General features: G+C 73.3%; 13 protein-coding genes. 5 read left to right on the plus strand and 8 right to left on the minus strand.

From position 1 onward, the window contains the following. A partial coding sequence (locus IH45_RS0140265; protein WP_030681187.1) for an SDR family oxidoreductase occupies positions 1 to 909 on the minus strand: 909 nt, incomplete at its 3' end. A 207-nt stretch (positions 910 to 1,116) separates the two neighbouring features. Between IH45_RS0140265 and IH45_RS0140270 the strand changes: the two genes are divergently transcribed. After that, the gene (locus tag IH45_RS0140270) at positions 1,117 to 2,019 is read left to right on the plus strand and encodes a LysR family transcriptional regulator (protein ID WP_030681189.1); all 903 of its coding nucleotides are present in this window, start codon (positions 1,117 to 1,119) and stop codon (positions 2,017 to 2,019) included. 72 nt (positions 2,020 to 2,091) lie between these two features. Further along, positions 2,092 to 3,255, plus strand: coding sequence for an acyl-CoA dehydrogenase family protein (locus tag IH45_RS0140275; RefSeq protein WP_030681192.1), 1,164 nt, complete (start codon positions 2,092 to 2,094; stop codon positions 3,253 to 3,255). Between the two features lie 21 nt (positions 3,256 to 3,276). Here IH45_RS0140275 and IH45_RS0140280 read toward each other — a convergent pair whose 3' ends face one another. Continuing rightward, the gene (locus IH45_RS0140280; RefSeq protein WP_030681195.1) at positions 3,277 to 4,827 is read right to left on the minus strand and encodes an AMP-binding protein; all 1,551 of its coding nucleotides are present in this window, start codon (positions 4,825 to 4,827) and stop codon (positions 3,277 to 3,279) included. Positions 4,828 to 5,196: 369 nt separating this feature from the next. On the opposite strand from IH45_RS0140280, the gene IH45_RS0140285 reads away from it, so the two are divergent. Together IH45_RS0140285 and IH45_RS0140290 are read left to right on the plus strand one after the other, a co-directional pair. Next, positions 5,197 to 7,059 (plus strand): alpha-L-fucosidase, encoded by a 1,863-nt coding sequence (locus IH45_RS0140285; protein ID WP_030681199.1) that lies wholly within the window; start codon positions 5,197 to 5,199, stop codon positions 7,057 to 7,059. Between the two features lie 57 nt (positions 7,060 to 7,116). After that, complete coding sequence (locus tag IH45_RS0140290; protein WP_199810780.1) at positions 7,117 to 7,740, plus strand: TIGR03086 family metal-binding protein; 624 nt, start codon at positions 7,117 to 7,119, stop codon at positions 7,738 to 7,740. A 90-nt stretch (positions 7,741 to 7,830) separates the two neighbouring features. Here IH45_RS0140290 and IH45_RS1000000149105 read toward each other — a convergent pair whose 3' ends face one another. Then, the gene (locus IH45_RS1000000149105) at positions 7,831 to 8,001 is read right to left on the minus strand and encodes a hypothetical protein (RefSeq protein ID WP_158813456.1); all 171 of its coding nucleotides are present in this window, start codon (positions 7,999 to 8,001) and stop codon (positions 7,831 to 7,833) included. Between the two features lie 329 nt (positions 8,002 to 8,330). Continuing rightward, a complete protein-coding gene (locus IH45_RS0140300; RefSeq protein WP_030681209.1) occupies positions 8,331 to 9,206 on the minus strand; it encodes an Fpg/Nei family DNA glycosylase in 876 nt (291 codons plus the stop codon). A 97-nt stretch (positions 9,207 to 9,303) separates the two neighbouring features. Between IH45_RS0140300 and IH45_RS0140305 the strand changes: the two genes are divergently transcribed. After that, entirely contained in the window at positions 9,304 to 10,725 is a 1,422-nt protein-coding gene (locus tag IH45_RS0140305) for a lipase maturation factor family protein (protein WP_030681213.1), read from the plus strand. Here IH45_RS0140305 and IH45_RS0140310 read toward each other — a convergent pair. The 4 genes from IH45_RS0140310 to IH45_RS0140325 form a co-directional block, all read right to left on the minus strand. Further along, the gene (locus IH45_RS0140310) at positions 10,622 to 11,707 is read right to left on the minus strand and encodes a tetratricopeptide repeat protein (RefSeq protein WP_032919333.1); all 1,086 of its coding nucleotides are present in this window, start codon (positions 11,705 to 11,707) and stop codon (positions 10,622 to 10,624) included. The two genes, IH45_RS0140305 and IH45_RS0140310, sit on opposite strands and share 104 nt — an antisense overlap. Positions 11,708 to 11,979: 272 nt before the next feature. Continuing rightward, entirely contained in the window at positions 11,980 to 12,414 is a 435-nt protein-coding gene (locus tag IH45_RS0140315; protein ID WP_030681219.1) for a hypothetical protein, read from the minus strand. A gap of 256 nt (positions 12,415 to 12,670) precedes the next feature. Beyond that, a complete protein-coding gene (locus tag IH45_RS0140320) occupies positions 12,671 to 13,399 on the minus strand; it encodes a transglycosylase family protein (protein ID WP_030681222.1) in 729 nt (242 codons plus the stop codon). A 485-nt stretch (positions 13,400 to 13,884) separates the two neighbouring features. Continuing rightward, positions 13,885 to 15,014: ABC transporter ATP-binding protein (locus tag IH45_RS0140325; protein WP_158813458.1), on the minus strand; the 1,130-nt coding region annotated here is incomplete at its 5' end.

The raw sequence follows: 15,014 nt of genomic DNA on the forward strand, positions 1-15,014 counted from the left end.
CTCCCCGAAGTAGCCCCCCGCCCCCAGATCCTCAAGGAGTCCGGGATGTACGGGCTCCCAGTCCAGTTGCTTCCTGGTCAAGGTGCTCGATGTGGGGTTGTCGAGCGGGACCAGGGCGCCGAGGAAGCCGAAGTGGGTGGTTGCCTCGTCGGGGGTGAGTGTGGTGGTGGGGAGGTCGAGGGCGTTGGCGATGGCTTCGGCTATGGCGCGGAACGGGATGCCCTGTTCGGCTGTTCCGTGCAGGGTCGTGCCGGGCGGGGCGGATTCCAGGGCCAGGCGGAACAGGCGGGCGGCGTCGAGGCGGTGGACGGCGGGCCAGTGGTTGGAGCCGTCGCCGATGTACGCCGAGACGCCCTTCTCGCGGGCGGTGGCGATCAGGTGCGGGACGAAGCCCCGGTCGCCCGCGCCGTGCACGGACGGTGCGAGCCGTACGACCGACGAGCGCACACCGCGCCGCGCCAGCGACCTGGCGGCGTTCTCCGACGCCATGCGCGGTCCGTCCGCGCCGGGGCCGGGCACGTCCTCCTCGGTGGCGGTACGGCCCGGTGCGAGCGACGCGAGCATCAGCGTTCCCGAGGTGATCACGAGGGGTTTGTCCGTGCCTTCGAGGGCGGCTCCGAGCGCTTCGACGGCGCTCCGGTCCAGCTCGGCCGCGTGGTGGAAGGCTGCCTGGTCCGAGAAGTCGTGGTGGTAGGCGAGGTGGATGACGCCGTCCGCCGCGGCCGCCCCGTTCCGCAGGCTCCCCGGGTCGTCGAGGGCGCCGCGGTGCGCCTCGGCGCCGGCGGCCGTCAGGGCCGCGGCGGCCTTGTCCGAGCGGGCCAGGCCGAGGACCGTGTGCCCGGCCCCGAGGAGTTCCCGTACCACCGCTGTTCCGATGAATCCGGTCGCTCCGGTGACGAATACGCGCATGCTGCGCTCCTTGGATGGGATGGCGTGCGGATCCGGCCCCCTCGCGGACGTGGTCCGGAGGCGCTGGGCCGGTGGTCACATCGTCCGCGGGCGGCCCGGGTCCGGTCCAAAGCCTGTTGTGTATGGCGGTATGCGGGTTGGGCATCACTCCTGGTCAGGGTTAGGTGTAGGGAGTGGGAGCGCGTGGGTGGGGAGTACGCTCGGGGCATGTCCGGTTCCTTGCCCGTACCCGACCTCGACCTGCGCCTGGTGCGCTACTTCACCGCCGTCGCGGAGCACCGGCACTTCGGCCGCGCCGCCGAGGCCCTGCGGATCACCCAGCCGTCCCTGAGCCGCCAGATCCGCAATCTCGAACGGCAGCTGGGCGCCCGGCTGCTGGACCGCACCCCGCAGGGCAGCCGGCTGACCGAGGCCGGTGAGGTCTTCCTGCCCCGCGCCAAGGCGCTGCTGCGCTCCGCCGCGCAGGCGGCCGCCCATACCCGGGCCGCCGCCGACCCGGCGCGGATCACCGTCGGGTACACCGCGGGCATCATCGTCACCCCGGCGGTACGCGAGCTGCGCCGCCGGCATCCGGACGCCGAGGTGCACAGCCAGTACGTGGACTGCACCGGGATCCACACGGCGCTGCTCGGCCATCAGGTGGACGCGATGGTGACCCGGCTGCCCTTTCCGACCGGCCGGTTGCACGTGACGGTGCTGTATTCCGAGCCCCGGGTGCTGCTGGTGCCGCTCGACCACCGGCTCGCGGGCGAGGAGTCCGTCACCCTCGACGACATCGCCGACGAGCCCCTCCCCCACCTGCGGCAGGCCGCCCCGGACTGGAACGCCTACTGGCGCGTCGACCCCCGGCCGGACGGGCGCCCGGCGCCCGACGGCCCGTTCATCGATGCCCTGGAGGACAAGTTCGAGGTCATCGCCGCGGGCGAGGCCGTGGCCATTGCGGCCGGCCCGCGCGCCGGGGCCCTGCGGCCGGACGTCGTCGGGATTCCCCTGCGCGGCGTGGAGCCGAGCCATGTCGTCCTGGCGACCCGCGCCGACGACCGCAGCCGTCTGGTGGCGGCGTTCCGCACGGCGGCCCGGGCCCGGCTCACCGGCCCCGCCCCGGCCTGACGGGCGGGAGCCCTCCCCGGCGGGTAGGTGCAGCACACATGCAGCACCGTCCCCGCCGAAGGAGGCCGCACCATGTCCGGTTACGACCCGCTCTCCCCCGAGGAACGTGCCGTCGTGGACGTCGTCCGGGATTTCGTGGACCGCGATGTGCGGCCGGTGGCGCACGAGTGGGAGCACGCGGACCGCTACCCCGAACAGCTGGTCGAGCGGATGAAGCAGCTCGGCGTCTTCGGGCTCGCGGTGCCCGCCCCGTACGGTCCGGCCGCCGTCTCCGCGCCGTGCTTCGCCCTGGTCACCGAGGAGTTGGCGCGTGGCTGGATGAGTCTGGCCGGTGCCATGGGCGGGCATACGGTGGTGTGCTCGCTGCTCGTCCGCTACGGCACGCCGGAGCAGCGCGAGCGCTGGCTGCCGCGGCTGGCCACCGGTGAGGTGCGGGCCGCGATGGCGCTCACCGAGCCGGGCGGCGGCTCGGACCTCCAGGCGCTGCGCACCACCGCGCGCCGCGCCGCCGACGGCACGTACGTCGTCCACGGCACCAAGACCTGGATCACCAACGCCCGCCGCGCCGGGCTGATCGCGCTGCTGGTGAAGACCGACCCGGCGGCCGACCCCGCGCACCGCGGCATGTCCGTCCTGCTGGCCGAGCACGGCCCGGGGATGGCCGTCTCGCGCGATCTGCCGAAGCTGGGCTACAAGGGCGTGGAAAGCTGTGAGCTGGCGTTCGACGGCTTCCGGGTGCCCGGGGACGCGCTGCTCGGCGGGCGGGAGGGGCGGGGCTTCGGGCAGATGATGCGCGGCCTGGAGGTCGGCCGGATCCAGGTCGCCGCGCGGGCGGTGGGTGTCGGGCGGGCCGCCTTCGAGGATTCCGTACGGTACGCCCGCGAGCGGGAGAGCTTCGGCAAGCCGATCTGGCGGCACCAGGCGGTCGGCAGTCTGCTGGCGGAGATGGCCACGTCGCTGACCGCGGCGCGCCAGCTGGTCCTGCACGCGGCGCGGACGTACGACAGCGGGCAGCGGGCCGATCTGGAGGCGGGCATGGCGAAGCTGTTCGCGTCCGAGGCGGCGATGCGCATCGCGCTGGACGCGGTGCGGGTGCACGGCGGGTACGGCTATTCCACCGAGTTCGACGTGGAGCGGTATTTCCGCGACGCGCCGCTGATGATCGTCGGCGAGGGGACCAACGAGATCCAGAAGGACGTGTTCGTACGGCAGTTGATGCGGCGCGGCGGGCTGTGAGGAGCGGGCGCGGCGGGCCGCTCAGATCGCACGGTCCCGCCCCGCCCAGTACGGCTCGCGCAGCCGCCGTTTGAACAGCTTGCCGGACTCGTCGCGCGGCAGGCTCTCCTCGAAGGCCACCACCCTGGGCACCTTGTACGAGGCGAGCCGGTCGGCGACCTGGGCCCGTACATCCTCGGCGGTGAGCGCGGCACCCGGCTCCGGCTGGACGTGCGCGGCGAGCGCTTCGCCGAACTCCTCGTCGGGGATGCCGAAGACGGCCACGTCCCGCACCCCGTCGAGGCCGAGCAGACAGCCCTCGATCTCGGCCGGGTAGATGTTGACGCCGCCGGATATGACGAGGTCGGTGCGGCGGTCGCTGAGGTAGAGGTAGCCGTCCGCGTCGAGGTGGCCGATATCGCCGATGGTGACGTAGCCGGGCATCCGCTCGGCCTCCATGGCGGCGCGCTTGGCGGGGTCGCCGAGGTAGGTGAACTGCGGCCAGGTGTCGGACGGCTTGAGATAGACCTCGCCGGTGCGGCCGGTGGGCAGCGGTGCCCCGTCGGGGCCCAGGACCGTCACCGCCGAGGTCTCCACGGCCCGTCCGACGGTACCGGGGTGCGCCAGCCACTCCTGACTGTCGCACCAGGTCACGGCCCCGGTCTCGCTGCCGCCGTAGTACTCGCGCAGCACCGGCCCCAGCCAGTCGATCATGGCGTGCTTGATGTGCGGCGGGCAGGGCGCGGCGGCGTGGACGACGGAGGTGAGCGAGGACACGTCGTAGCGCTCGCGGACCTCCTTGGGCAGCCGCAGCAGCCGGACGAACATGGTCGGCACCAGCTGCGTCTGCTCGATGCGGTGGTGCTCGACCAGCCGCAGGAACTCCTCGGCGTCGAAGCGCGGCATCAGGGTGATATCCAGGCCGCCGGCCAGCGCGAGGACGGCGTGCTGGCTGGGCGAGGCGTGGTAGAGCGGCGCGGGGATCAGGGTGCGGCCGCCGGGACGCACCGCGAAGTATTCGAGGAACTTCGCGACCGACTCGGCGAGTTGTTCCTCGCCGACCGGATCGCGCAGTACGCCCTTCGGCCGGCCGGTGGTACCCGAGCTGTAGATGACGGTGGAGGGGCGGCGGGTGGCGGCCTCGGTGAGCGGCGGGTGTCCGGCGAGCCAGGTGTCCAGGAGCGGGTGGTCGCCGGTGGCCCGCGGGCGCGGGAAGCCGCAGGCCGCGGCGATGCCGTCGGGCACCGGGGCCTCGATGAGGCGGGCCCCGTCGGGCAGCGCGGCGGTGACGCCGGGCAGCAGGTCGGTGTGCGCGAAGACGACCTTGCTGCCGCTGTCGCCGAGCACATGGCGCAGCTCGTCGTGCCGGAAGTGCCAGTTGACGGGGACGGCCGAGGCGCCGAGCCGGGCCGCGCCTGCGGCGATCTCCAGGTGCGCGGGCTCGTTGCGCAGCACGATCGCGATGCGCTCCCCGGGTTCGACGCCCAGGGCGCGCAGGCCGGACGCGATGCGCGCGGCACGTTCCTGGAACGCGGGGTAGGAGCGCTCCACCCCGGCGCAGCGGATGGCGGGGGGCGTGGCGGCGACGTCCATGCAGCCTCCAGACAGTTGCGGCTCGCGCCCATTGAACAGGCGCTTCCGCTCGCCCGCCAGGGCGCTGACAAGCCGTCAGCAACGGAATCGGACAGGTCGCCGCTCCGGTGAGGGCGCAAGCTGCCGCCCCTGTGAGGTCCGAGGTATGGCCTCCGCAGACCTCCGTATGGCCTCCGCACGAAGGCCATACGGCTGCCAACCGCCCGGTTCCCGCCATCCGTTCCCTGCCATTGCTCCGATGTCTGTCCCGCCGAAGGGCTTCCGGCGCCGGGTCGGCGGCTGCACCATGCGGAAGGCACAACGGCATGCACATGACCGGCCGGTGCCCGGAGGCCGACCGGCCGGCGACCGACCGTAAAGGAGCACGCGATGCGCAGCCGTACGAGACCGGCCCGGCTCCTCGGGTCCCTGGCCGCGGTGCCGGTACTGCTCGGCGCCCTGCTGACCGGCGCGACAGCCTCGGCGGGCGCCACCGCCGCGGCCGGTGCGCCCGGTCCCGCACCCCGCGCCGAAGCCGCCGGACCGGGCACGAACCACGCCGCCGACGACCCCTTCACCGCCGCGCGCACGTCCTGGTGGCGCCAGGCCCGCTTCGGCATGTTCATCCACTTCGGCGCGTACTCGAACCTGGAGGGCGAGTACACCCGCCCCGACGGCACGGTGTGCCGCAACGCCGAGTGGATCAAGCGCCAGTGCGCCGTCCCCACCGACGTGTACGAGCGGCGGGCCGCCACGTTCGATCCCGCGGCGTTCGACGCCGAGGCGGTGGTCAGGACGGCCAAGGCGGCGGGCCAGCGCTACATCGTGATCACGTCCAAGCACCACGACGGCTACGCGATGTGGCCGACGAAGCAGAACCGGTGGAACCTGCGCGACCACTCCGCCTTCGACCCGCACCGCGACATCCTCGCCGAGCTGAAGCGGGCCGCCGACGCGGCGGGCATCAAGCTCGGCTTCTATTACTCGATCTGGGACTGGCACGACCCCGACTTCGCGGACCCGGCGACCTTCCCCCGCTACAAGAAGCGGATGTACGCGCAGCTCAGGGAGCTGGTGGAGGGGTACGACCCGGCGCTGCTGTGGTTCGACGGCGAGTGGGACGCGGACAACCCCGTCAACCGCTGGTCGCCGCGGGACGGCGCCGGCCTCCAGGCGTATCTGCACGGACTGGACCCCGACCTGATCGTCAACAACCGGGTCGGCAAGAAGCGCGTCGTGGACGGCGACTACGGCACCCCGGAACAGGAGATCCCCGGCGAGCCGGTGGCCGGCCAGCTGTGGGAGAGCTGTATGACGCTCAACGACCACTGGGGCTTCGCCCGGTACGACACCAACTGGAAGTCCACCGCCACCGTCGTGCGCAACCTCCTCGCCGTCGCCGGACGCGGCGGCAACTACCTCCTGAACGTGGGCCCCGACCGGCACGGCCGCATCCCGCAGGCGTCCGTGGACCGGTTGCGCGCCACCGGCCGCTGGCTGGCCGCGCACGGGCAGGGCCATGCTGTGTACGGAGCCGGGCACACCGGGCTGGTCGCGGAGCCCTCGTGGGGCTCGGTCTCCCGCAAGGGCGACGCCCTGTACGCGTCCGTCACCGCCTGGCCCGCGCCCGGCACGCCCCTGCATCTGACCGCCGAGGCGCCGCTGCGCATCACGTCCGCACGGGTGCTGGGCAGTACGCAGAAGATCACCGTCACCCCGGCGGGCGACGGTTTCGACCTCACGCCGTCCGGCCCGCCGACCGGCCCCGAGGCGACCGTCGTCCGGCTCGCCATCCGGCCACCGGCCGCCGCGCCCGCCGGCCACGGCACCGGCCTGACGGCCCGGAGCTGGGCGAACGAGGACTTCAGCGGGCCGCCCGCGGTGACCACCACCGACCCGGTGCTCAACAAGTCCTACCGCTTCGACGGTTCACCCGCCGCCGGCGTCCCCGCCGACCACTTCGCCACCCGCTGGACCGGCACGCTCCGGCCGCGGTACAGCGAGACGTACACCCTGACCACCGTCTCCGACGACACCGTACGGGTGTGGGTGGACGGCCGGCTCGTCATCGACAGCGGCGTCCCGCACGAGCCGCGCACCGACCGGGCGGCCGTGGCGCTGACCGCCGGGCACCGGCACGCGATCCGCGTCGAGCACACGGAACGGACCGGCGAGGCGTATGTGAAGCTGCTGTGGTCGAGCCCGAGCCAGGAGCAGCAGATCGTGCCGCGCGATGCGCTCTCTCCGTCATGAACGCGACCGTGCGTCGCGCCGTGGTCGCCGCCGTACCCGCTCCTATCCTCGGTGAGCATGAGCCAACACGAAAAGGACAAGAACGGTCCCGACACGGGCGAAAAGGGTGACCACGATGTGCTGCTGCGTCGGCACGGCGAGGCCATCGCCCTGTTCGGCAGCCGGGTCCACCGGGTGCGCGACGACCAGTGGGACGCCCCGACGCCGTGCGCGCAGTGGTCGGTGCGCGATCTGGTCGGCCACCTGACGGTGGAGCAGCTGTGGGTGCCGCGCCTGGTGCGGGACGGCGCCACGATCGAGGAGGTGGGGAACGAGTACGACGGCGACCAGCTCGGTGACGACCCGGCCGGGGCGTGGGACCGCGCGGCGGTGGCCGCGGTGGCGGCGTTCTCCGAGCCGGGAGCGCTGGACCGGACGGTCCAGCTGTCCTCGGGCAGCAGCTCGGCCGCGGCGTACTGCTCGCAGATGATGATGGACGCGGTGGTCCACTCCTGGGACCTGTCGCGGGCCATCGGCACGGACGAGCGGCTGCCGCCGGAGCTGGCGAGCGCCGCGCTGCGCGAGGTCGAGCCGTACGCGGACGAACTCGCGGACACGGCCATGTTCGCCGATCCCGTGACGCCGCCGCCCGGCGCGGACGACCTGACCCGGCTGCTGTGCCTGCTGGGCCGCCGGCCGTGAACGTCCGGCGCCGCCGGAGGGGCGTCGGCCGGCCGGTGTCCGCGGGCCGCCCGGGCTCGCGGAGGCCCGCCGGTCGGCGCGCCGCGGCGGTCAGTCGATGCCGCGGAAGATGTGCGGCTCGGCCGGGTCGTCGTCGCAGCCCGCGACTCTGACCGGGACGCAGCGGCCCCAGACCTCCAGATTGCGGACTTCCCTGATCCGGCCCGGGCGCTCGCTGCGCTTGGGCCGCGGCTGTTCGCGTTGCGCGTTTTCCAATGCCACCACGCACTCCTTCATCAAGGGAACACTTCCGACGCGGTGGCGCCGTCACACGAACCGGGACGTCGGCCAGGCTTCGTGGCGCTTCCCGCGGCGGGCCAAGGGTGTTGGCATCTCCCAGACAGGTCGTCCGTCGTCCACCAGGTTAACGACCGCGACCGGCGCGCGCTCGACATTTACCGGTTATGGACGCAAGACGGGGGTAATGCCTAGATTCCGCCTGAGGCCGGCCGCCTGCCGGTTGCCTGCCCGGCGTTCACCCGATTGCCGTACGGGACGTGGTACGGGGCCCGGAACCCGGCGGACGGACGGCCCGCCGGCCCCCGTGGGCGCTACTTCAGCAACCGGGACATCCGCCGGTCGGCCAGCGGCTTGCCGCCGGTCTGGCACGTGGGGCAGTACTGGAGCGAGGAATCGCTGAAGGAGACCTCGCGGATGGTGTCACCGCAGACCGGACACGGCTGGCCGGTGCGGCCGTGCACCCGCAGCCCGCTCTTCTTCTCCTTCTTGAGCTGCCCGGCGGCCACACCCCTGGACCGCTCCACCGCTTCCATGAGCGTGTCCCGTACGGCGGCGTAGAGCCGGTCCGTGTCCTCGGCACTCAGACGGGCCGCGGGCTTGAACGGTGACATGCGGGCCACGTGCAGGATCTCGTCGGAATAGGCGTTGCCGATCCCCGCCAGCACGCTCTGGTCGCGCAGGAAACCCTTGATCTGGCGCCGCTCCCCTTCGAGCAGGTCCGCCAGGGATTCCCGTGTGAAGTCCACGGCGAGCGGGTCGGGGCCGAGGCGGGCGATGCCGGGGACCTCGGCGGGGTCGGTCACGCAGTAGACGGCCAGGCGCTTTTGCGTACCGGCCTCGGTGAGGTCGAAGCCGGGCGCCGGGCCGTCCCCGTCGGCGCTCAGCCGTACGCGCATGGCCAGCGGCCCCTTGCCCGGGCGCGGCGGGGCGTCCGGCAGCGCGTCCTGCCAGCGCAGCCAGCCCGCGCGCGCCAGATGGACGACCAGGTGCAGGCCGCCGACGGTGAGGTCCAGGAACTTCCCGTGCCGCGCCACCGCCGTGACCGTGCCGCCTTCGAGGGCGGTCAGCGGCGGGTCGTAGGTCTTGAGCACGTTGACGGCGGCCGGCTGGGCGCGTTCCAGGACGCGGCCGACGGCGTGCCCGTCGAGGAATTCCCGCAGGGCTTCGACTTCCGGCAGTTCGGGCATGCCTCCAGCCTGCACGGTGCGGCGGTCCGGTACATCTCGTGCGTGCCGCGCGCCGGACCGGTGGCAGGGCGTCCCCGCGGTGCTAGGGATAGGTCCTGTGGACTGGCTGACGGAGAGCGACGTGTGGCTGGGCCGGCTGGTGTTCCAGCGGCTGCTGGCCGTGCTGTACCTGGTGGCGTTCGTGGCGGCGGCGCGGCAGTTCCGCGCGCTGATGGGCGAGCGTGGCATGACGCCGGTGCCGGACTTCCTGCGCCGGGCCCCGTTCCGCAGGGCTCCGTCGGTGTTCCAGTGGCGCTACTCGGACCGGTTCTTCGCCCTGTGGTGCTGGGCGGGCGCCCTGCTGGCCGTGGCTGTGGCGGCCGGGGCGGCGGACGCCGTGCCACTGGGGGCGGCGATGGCGATGTGGGCGGTGCTGTGGGCGATGTACCTGTCCATCGTCAACGTCGGACAGACCTGGTACGGCTTCGGCTGGGAGTCCCTGCTGCTGGAGACCGGCTTCCTGGCCGTCTTCCTCGGCAACGACGACATCGCGCCGCCGGTGCTCGTCATGTGGCTGCTGCGCTGGCTGCTGTTCCGCGTGGAGTTCGGGGCCGGGCTGATCAAGATGCGCGGCGACCACTGCTGGCGCGATCTGACCTGCCTGTACTACCACCACGAGACGCAGCCCATGCCGGGCCCGCTGAGCTGGTTCTTCCACCGGCTGCCCAAACCGCTGCACCGGGTCGAGACGGCCGCCAACCACGTGGCGCAACTCGGCCTGCCCGTCCTGCTGTTCACCCCGCAGCCGGTGGCGACCTGGGCGGCGCTGGGGATCGTCGTGACGCAGCTGTGGCTCGTGCTGTCCGGCAACTTCGCCTGGCTGAACTGGCTGACCATCGTGCTGGCCCTGTCCGCGGTGGACGGATCCGGGGTCGCCGGCCCGCCCGCGTTCGCCGGCACCCCGGTCTGGTTCGGGGTGCTGACCGTGGTCCTCACCGTCTTCGTCGCCTACCGCAGCTACCGTCCCGTACGCAATCTGCTGTCCCGGCAGCAGGTGATGAACACCTCCTTCGACCCGCTGCACCTGGTCAACTCCTACGGGGCCTTCGGCAGCGTCACCCGGGTGCGCCGGGAGATCGTGGTCGAGGGCACGGACGCGCCGGTGGACTCGCCGGACGCGGTGTGGCGGGAGTACGAGTTCCGGGGCAAGCCGGGCGACGTACGGCGCATGCCGCGCCAGTACGCGCCGTACCATCTCCGGCTCGACTGGCTGATGTGGTTCGCGGCGCTCTCCCCCGCCTACGCGCGCAGCTGGTTCGGGCCGTTCGTGGAGCGGCTGCTGGAGAACGATCCCGACACGCTGCGGCTGCTGCGTCACAATCCGTTCCCGGACGCGCCGCCCGCGCTGGTGCGCGCCCGGCTGTTCCAGTACCGCTTCACGACGTGGCGGGAACGGCGGGAGACCGGAGCGTGGTGGCACCGTACGGAGCTGCGGGACTTCCTGAAGCCGACGGGAGCAGCTCGGCGCGGAAGGCGATGACCATGTCGCGGGCGTGCCGCAGGCCGATCCGGCCGAAGTCGCGCTCCAGCTCGTCCAGTGCGGCGAGCGTCTCGTCCTTGGAACCGCCCATCCGGGAGCGGGACTTGACCAGGCCGAGCCGGGACAGGGCGGTGCCGCGCGGCTCGTGCATCTCCTCGAACTCGCGCAGCGCACCGGCGTAGACCGCACACGCCTCGGCGTAACGCCCGGCCCGGAACAGGACGTTGCCGCGCATCTTGTGGTTGTACGCGAGGGCACTGGCCAGGTCCATGGTGCGGCAGATCGTCTCGGCCTCGCCGAGCAGGGCCAGGGCCCGTTCCGTCTCGCCCTGTACGGACAGGACGTCGGCCACGCCGCGCAGCGACCAGGCGCGGCCCCGCGCGTCGTCACCGTCGGCGGCTATCCGCGCGGCCTCCTCGAACAGCTCCAGGGCCTTGGCGTAGCCGCCGGTGTTGCGGTGCATCTGCGCGATGCCGGACATCGCCCACACCATGTGGCGGGCCTCGCCGTGCGTCCGCGCCTGTTCGAGCAGCTGTTCGTGCAGGTCGGCGACGGCTTCGTAGTCGCCCTGTATGCGGCCGGTCTCGGCGAGTCCGGCGAGGGAGTAGCCGTGCGCCAGGCGGTCGCCGCCCTGGTCGGCGAGGGTGACGGCGTGGGCCAGCAGCCTGCGGGCCAGCGCGAGGGAGCCGCACTGCCGGGCGAGCGTGCCGCCGCTCCACAGGGCCCAGGACATCGCGCCCCGGTCACCGGCGCCGCGGGCGCTGCGGTAGCTCTCGTGCCAGGCCGTGCGCGCGTCGTCCACCCGCCCCAGGCGCCGGTTGGCCTCGGCGACGGCGAGCGAGGCCCGGGCGCGCTCCAGGTCGGTACGGGCGTCGCGCCGGGCGCGGGCGGCCGTGGCGAGCACGTCCTCGTAGGACGAGTTCACGTTCAGGGCCGCGCCCAGCTCGCCTTGGTACTCCGGGGCGAATGCCTTGCCGTACATGTATTCCGTGGCCTCCCGATCGTGCATGTGCTTGATCACGAAGCTACGAGGCGACGGGGGTGCGGCGAATCCCTCCGCGGATTGGTCATGCCGTATGCCTCGGGTCCTACACGAGGGGGACCCGGTCATCATCGGGACGTACGGGGAACCCGGTCTTCCGGCCGACCGGGCCGGGCGGGAGGAGGCGGGCGCAAGGGGCGGGAGAAACGCCGACGGCGCGGGGGAGCTCCGGGCTCCCCCGCGCCGTCCGGCCCTGGTCCGGCCGTGGCCGGTCACGCCTTGGTGGTGCGCCACTTTCCGCAGGCGAAGGCGCTGGAGCCGTTCTTCGACATGCAGAGGCGGAACTTCACCTTCGAGCCTTCCTGGAGGTCCTTCTTCAGGAAGCTGCCGTTGTGGGTCTTGCCGCCCCCGCCGTAGAAGTAGGCGCCGTCGAGGCCGCTGCCGTTCTTCTTCGTCGCGTGCACGACGAGCTGTACGCCGTAGCCGTCCTTCGCGTCGTCGTAGACCGCGAAGGTGTCGCCGTCGGCCCGGAAGGCGGCCCGCCCGGCGTACAGATAGCTCTTGCCGGACGCGGAGTGCCCCGGGTTGACCCACACGTCGAGTCCCTGCGCGCGGGGCTGTGCCTGTGCCTGCGAGAAGCCGGCGGCGCCGAATGCGACGGCCACGCCAACACCCAGTGCGGCGAAGCGCTTCACCGTGTGCTTCATGCTGCACCTCCTGGTTGGTTGATCATGTGCACGCGGGAGCGTACCTACGATGTGGCGTCACATACATGGGAGGACCGGTGGCCGGGCCGTGCTTCCCGCACGCGCAGGCCGTCCGTGGCGCCACGGACGGCCTGCCGGTGCCCACCGCTTCCCGCGGCGGTCCGCCCGCCCCCAGCCGGGCCGCCACTCCGGGGAATTCGTCACGGAGAATTCCCGGAAGGGTGGGAAGGAAATGCGTGCCGCGGAATTATCGCGTTCAGCCGGTGCCGGACCGGTTGACGGACAGCCGCATTCCCGGCTGGATCAGATCGGGATTCGCCCCGATGACCCGGCGGTTGAGGCGGTAGAGTTCCTGCCAGCCGCAGCCGTGGGCGTACGCGATTCCGCTGACCGTGTCCCCGGCATTCACCACGACCTGACCGCCCGATGTGCGGTGCGGCCGTGCCTTGTACTGCTTGTGCTGCCCGTACCGGCTGCCGTACCGGTGGTGCCGCAGCCGCTCGCGGGCCCGGCCGCTGCCCTCCGTGCGGGCCGGGGCGGCGGTGCGCGGCGCGGACCGTGGGACGCTCGCGTCCGGAGCGCTGTGCCGCGTGCCGGATCCGCGCAGTCCCAGGCGGGCCGAGCAGGCCGGCCAGGCCCCCCAGCCCTGGCGCGCCAGTACCCGTTGCGCCACGCTGATCTGCTGGGCCCGGGACGCCCGCGACGCCCGGGAGGCGTACTTGCCGCCCCCGAAGGAGCGCCATGTGGAGTGGGCGAACTGCAGCCCGCCGGAGAAGCCGTTCCCCGTGTCGATCCGCCAGTTGCCCCCGCTCTCGCACCCGGCCAGGCGGTCCCAGGTGGTACCGCCGCGGGCTTCGGCCGGCCCTTCGGCCGCCACGTTCAACGCGCCGGCGGCCAGCAGGACCACTGCCGCCGTCGCCCCTCGGGCCCCGCGCCCCCGGACTTCACCGCGTCCGCTCGTTTCCGATCCCTGAGGATATTCCATCGATGTGCTCCCGTCCTTCACCGCGCGGTTTCCCGGCGGCCATGGGGATGCATGACGTCCGTCGGCGCACGCCTTTTCCGGCTTTTCCGCGGAACTTTCTCCCGCGTTTTCACCGGTCCTTGCGATGCGTTTTCCGGGCCGTCATGAATTCGACGAGTACGAGACAACCACGGGCACGGTTCGCATTGTCAGAGCGCGCGGTAGCGCCCGCACCGGGCGGGCTGCCCCCGCACCGCCGGAGTGGAGGCCGACGGCTCCGCATGGCGCCCCCGTGTGCCGGGTAGGGGCGCACCCCCCAAGGCGGCGCGCATGGCCTGCCCGGGCGTATCGAGCGCTTGTCCGAGCCGGGGGTGTCCGCGGAGCGCACCGCGGGGCTCGCGGCACGCGCGGCGGGGGTCCGCACGCACCGCGCACGGGCCCCGGGGCGGTGCACCGCCGCCATCCCCGCAGGGGGTTTCGGCCCACGGGGCGGTGTGACGCCCGGGTCACACCGGTACGAGCGTGACCTCGGTCGCCTTCACGCTCACCCAGACCTCGGTGTCCTCGGCCAGCCCCAGTTCCGCCGCGGCCTGCGGGGTGATCTCGCCGACCAGGTCGGGGACCTGCGGCGAGGCGACCAGGACGCGCAGCCGGCTGCCGAGCGCGGTGATCTCCCGTACCCGGCCGGGCCAGACGTTGCGGGGGCTGCCGGAGGGGCGCTCGCGGTGCACGGAGACCGCTTCCGGGCCGATGATCGCCAGGGCGGCGGTGCCCTCGGGCAGCGGGTCGGCGGCCACCAGCCGCCCGGTGCCGGCGAGCCGAAGGCCGTCGCCGGTGGCCGTGCCGGACCAGGCGTTGCGGCCGAGCATCCGCGCCACCCACGGCGAGCGCGGGTGCCGCGCGACCTCGGCGGGGGCCGCGTCCTGGAGAGCGCGGCCGTCCTCCAGGACCAGGACGCGGCCGGCGAGCGAGACCGCTTCGACCGGGTCGTGGGTGACCATCAGGCAGACGCCTCCGAAGCCGGCCAGGTGCCGGCGCAGGGTGTGCCGGACGTGCGCGCGGGTGCTCTGGTCGAGGGCGGCCAGCGGCTCGTCGAGCAGCAGCAGGCGGGGGCGGGCGGCCAGCGCGCGGGCCAGCGCGACGCGTCCGGCCTGACCGCCGGAGAGCTGGGCGGGGCGGCGGTGCGCGAGGTGGCCGACGCCGAGCCGGTCCAGCCATTGCTGGGCCTCGCGGCGGGCCTCGACGCGGGCGGTGCCGTGGGCGCGCAGCCCGTACGCGGTGTTGCCGAGGGCCGTCAGGTGCGGGAAGAGCGCTCCGTCCTGCGGGACCCAGGCGACGCCGCGGCGGTGCGGCGGCAGCGCGGTCACCTCGCGCTCGCCGAGTGTCAGCTCGGCGTGCGCCCGGGGCGTCAGGCCGAGCAGGGCGCGCAACAGCGTGGTCTTCCCCGCGCCGTTGGGGCCGACGACGGCGATGGTGGTGCCTGGGGCGGCGTCGAGGGTGAGCCGGTTGAAGCCCGTGACGTCCGCGTGCAGCGGCCACCGCCCGGTGCGGGCGCCGTCGCCGGGGCCGTCGGTGGCGGTGGGGCCCGCGTCGGCGGCTCCGGTGTGCGCGGTGGCGGCGGCGGACGGGGCCGGGG

The sequence above is a fragment of the Streptomyces rimosus subsp. rimosus genome (assembly GCF_000720725.1).
Lineage (GTDB): Bacteria > Actinomycetota > Actinomycetes > Streptomycetales > Streptomycetaceae > Streptomyces > Streptomyces rimosus_A.

Coding starts and splice junctions, on each gene's coding strand:
- IH45_RS0140270 (WP_030681189.1), top strand. CDS start 1,117: ATGTCCGGTTCCTTGCCCGTACCCGACCTCGACCTGCGCCTGGTGCGC.
- IH45_RS0140275 (WP_030681192.1), top strand. CDS start 2,092: ATGTCCGGTTACGACCCGCTCTCCCCCGAGGAACGTGCCGTCGTGGAC.
- IH45_RS0140280 (WP_030681195.1), bottom strand. CDS start 4,827: ATGGACGTCGCCGCCACGCCCCCCGCCATCCGCTGCGCCGGGGTGGAG.
- IH45_RS0140285 (WP_030681199.1), top strand. CDS start 5,197: ATGCGCAGCCGTACGAGACCGGCCCGGCTCCTCGGGTCCCTGGCCGCG.
- IH45_RS0140290 (WP_199810780.1), top strand. CDS start 7,117: ATGAGCCAACACGAAAAGGACAAGAACGGTCCCGACACGGGCGAAAAG.
- IH45_RS0140300 (WP_030681209.1), bottom strand. CDS start 9,206: ATGCCCGAACTGCCGGAAGTCGAAGCCCTGCGGGAATTCCTCGACGGG.
- IH45_RS0140310 (WP_032919333.1), bottom strand. CDS start 11,707: ATGTACGGCAAGGCATTCGCCCCGGAGTACCAAGGCGAGCTGGGCGCG.
- IH45_RS0140315 (WP_030681219.1), bottom strand. CDS start 12,414: ATGAAGCACACGGTGAAGCGCTTCGCCGCACTGGGTGTTGGCGTGGCC.
- IH45_RS0140320 (WP_030681222.1), bottom strand. CDS start 13,399: ATGGAATATCCTCAGGGATCGGAAACGAGCGGACGCGGTGAAGTCCGG.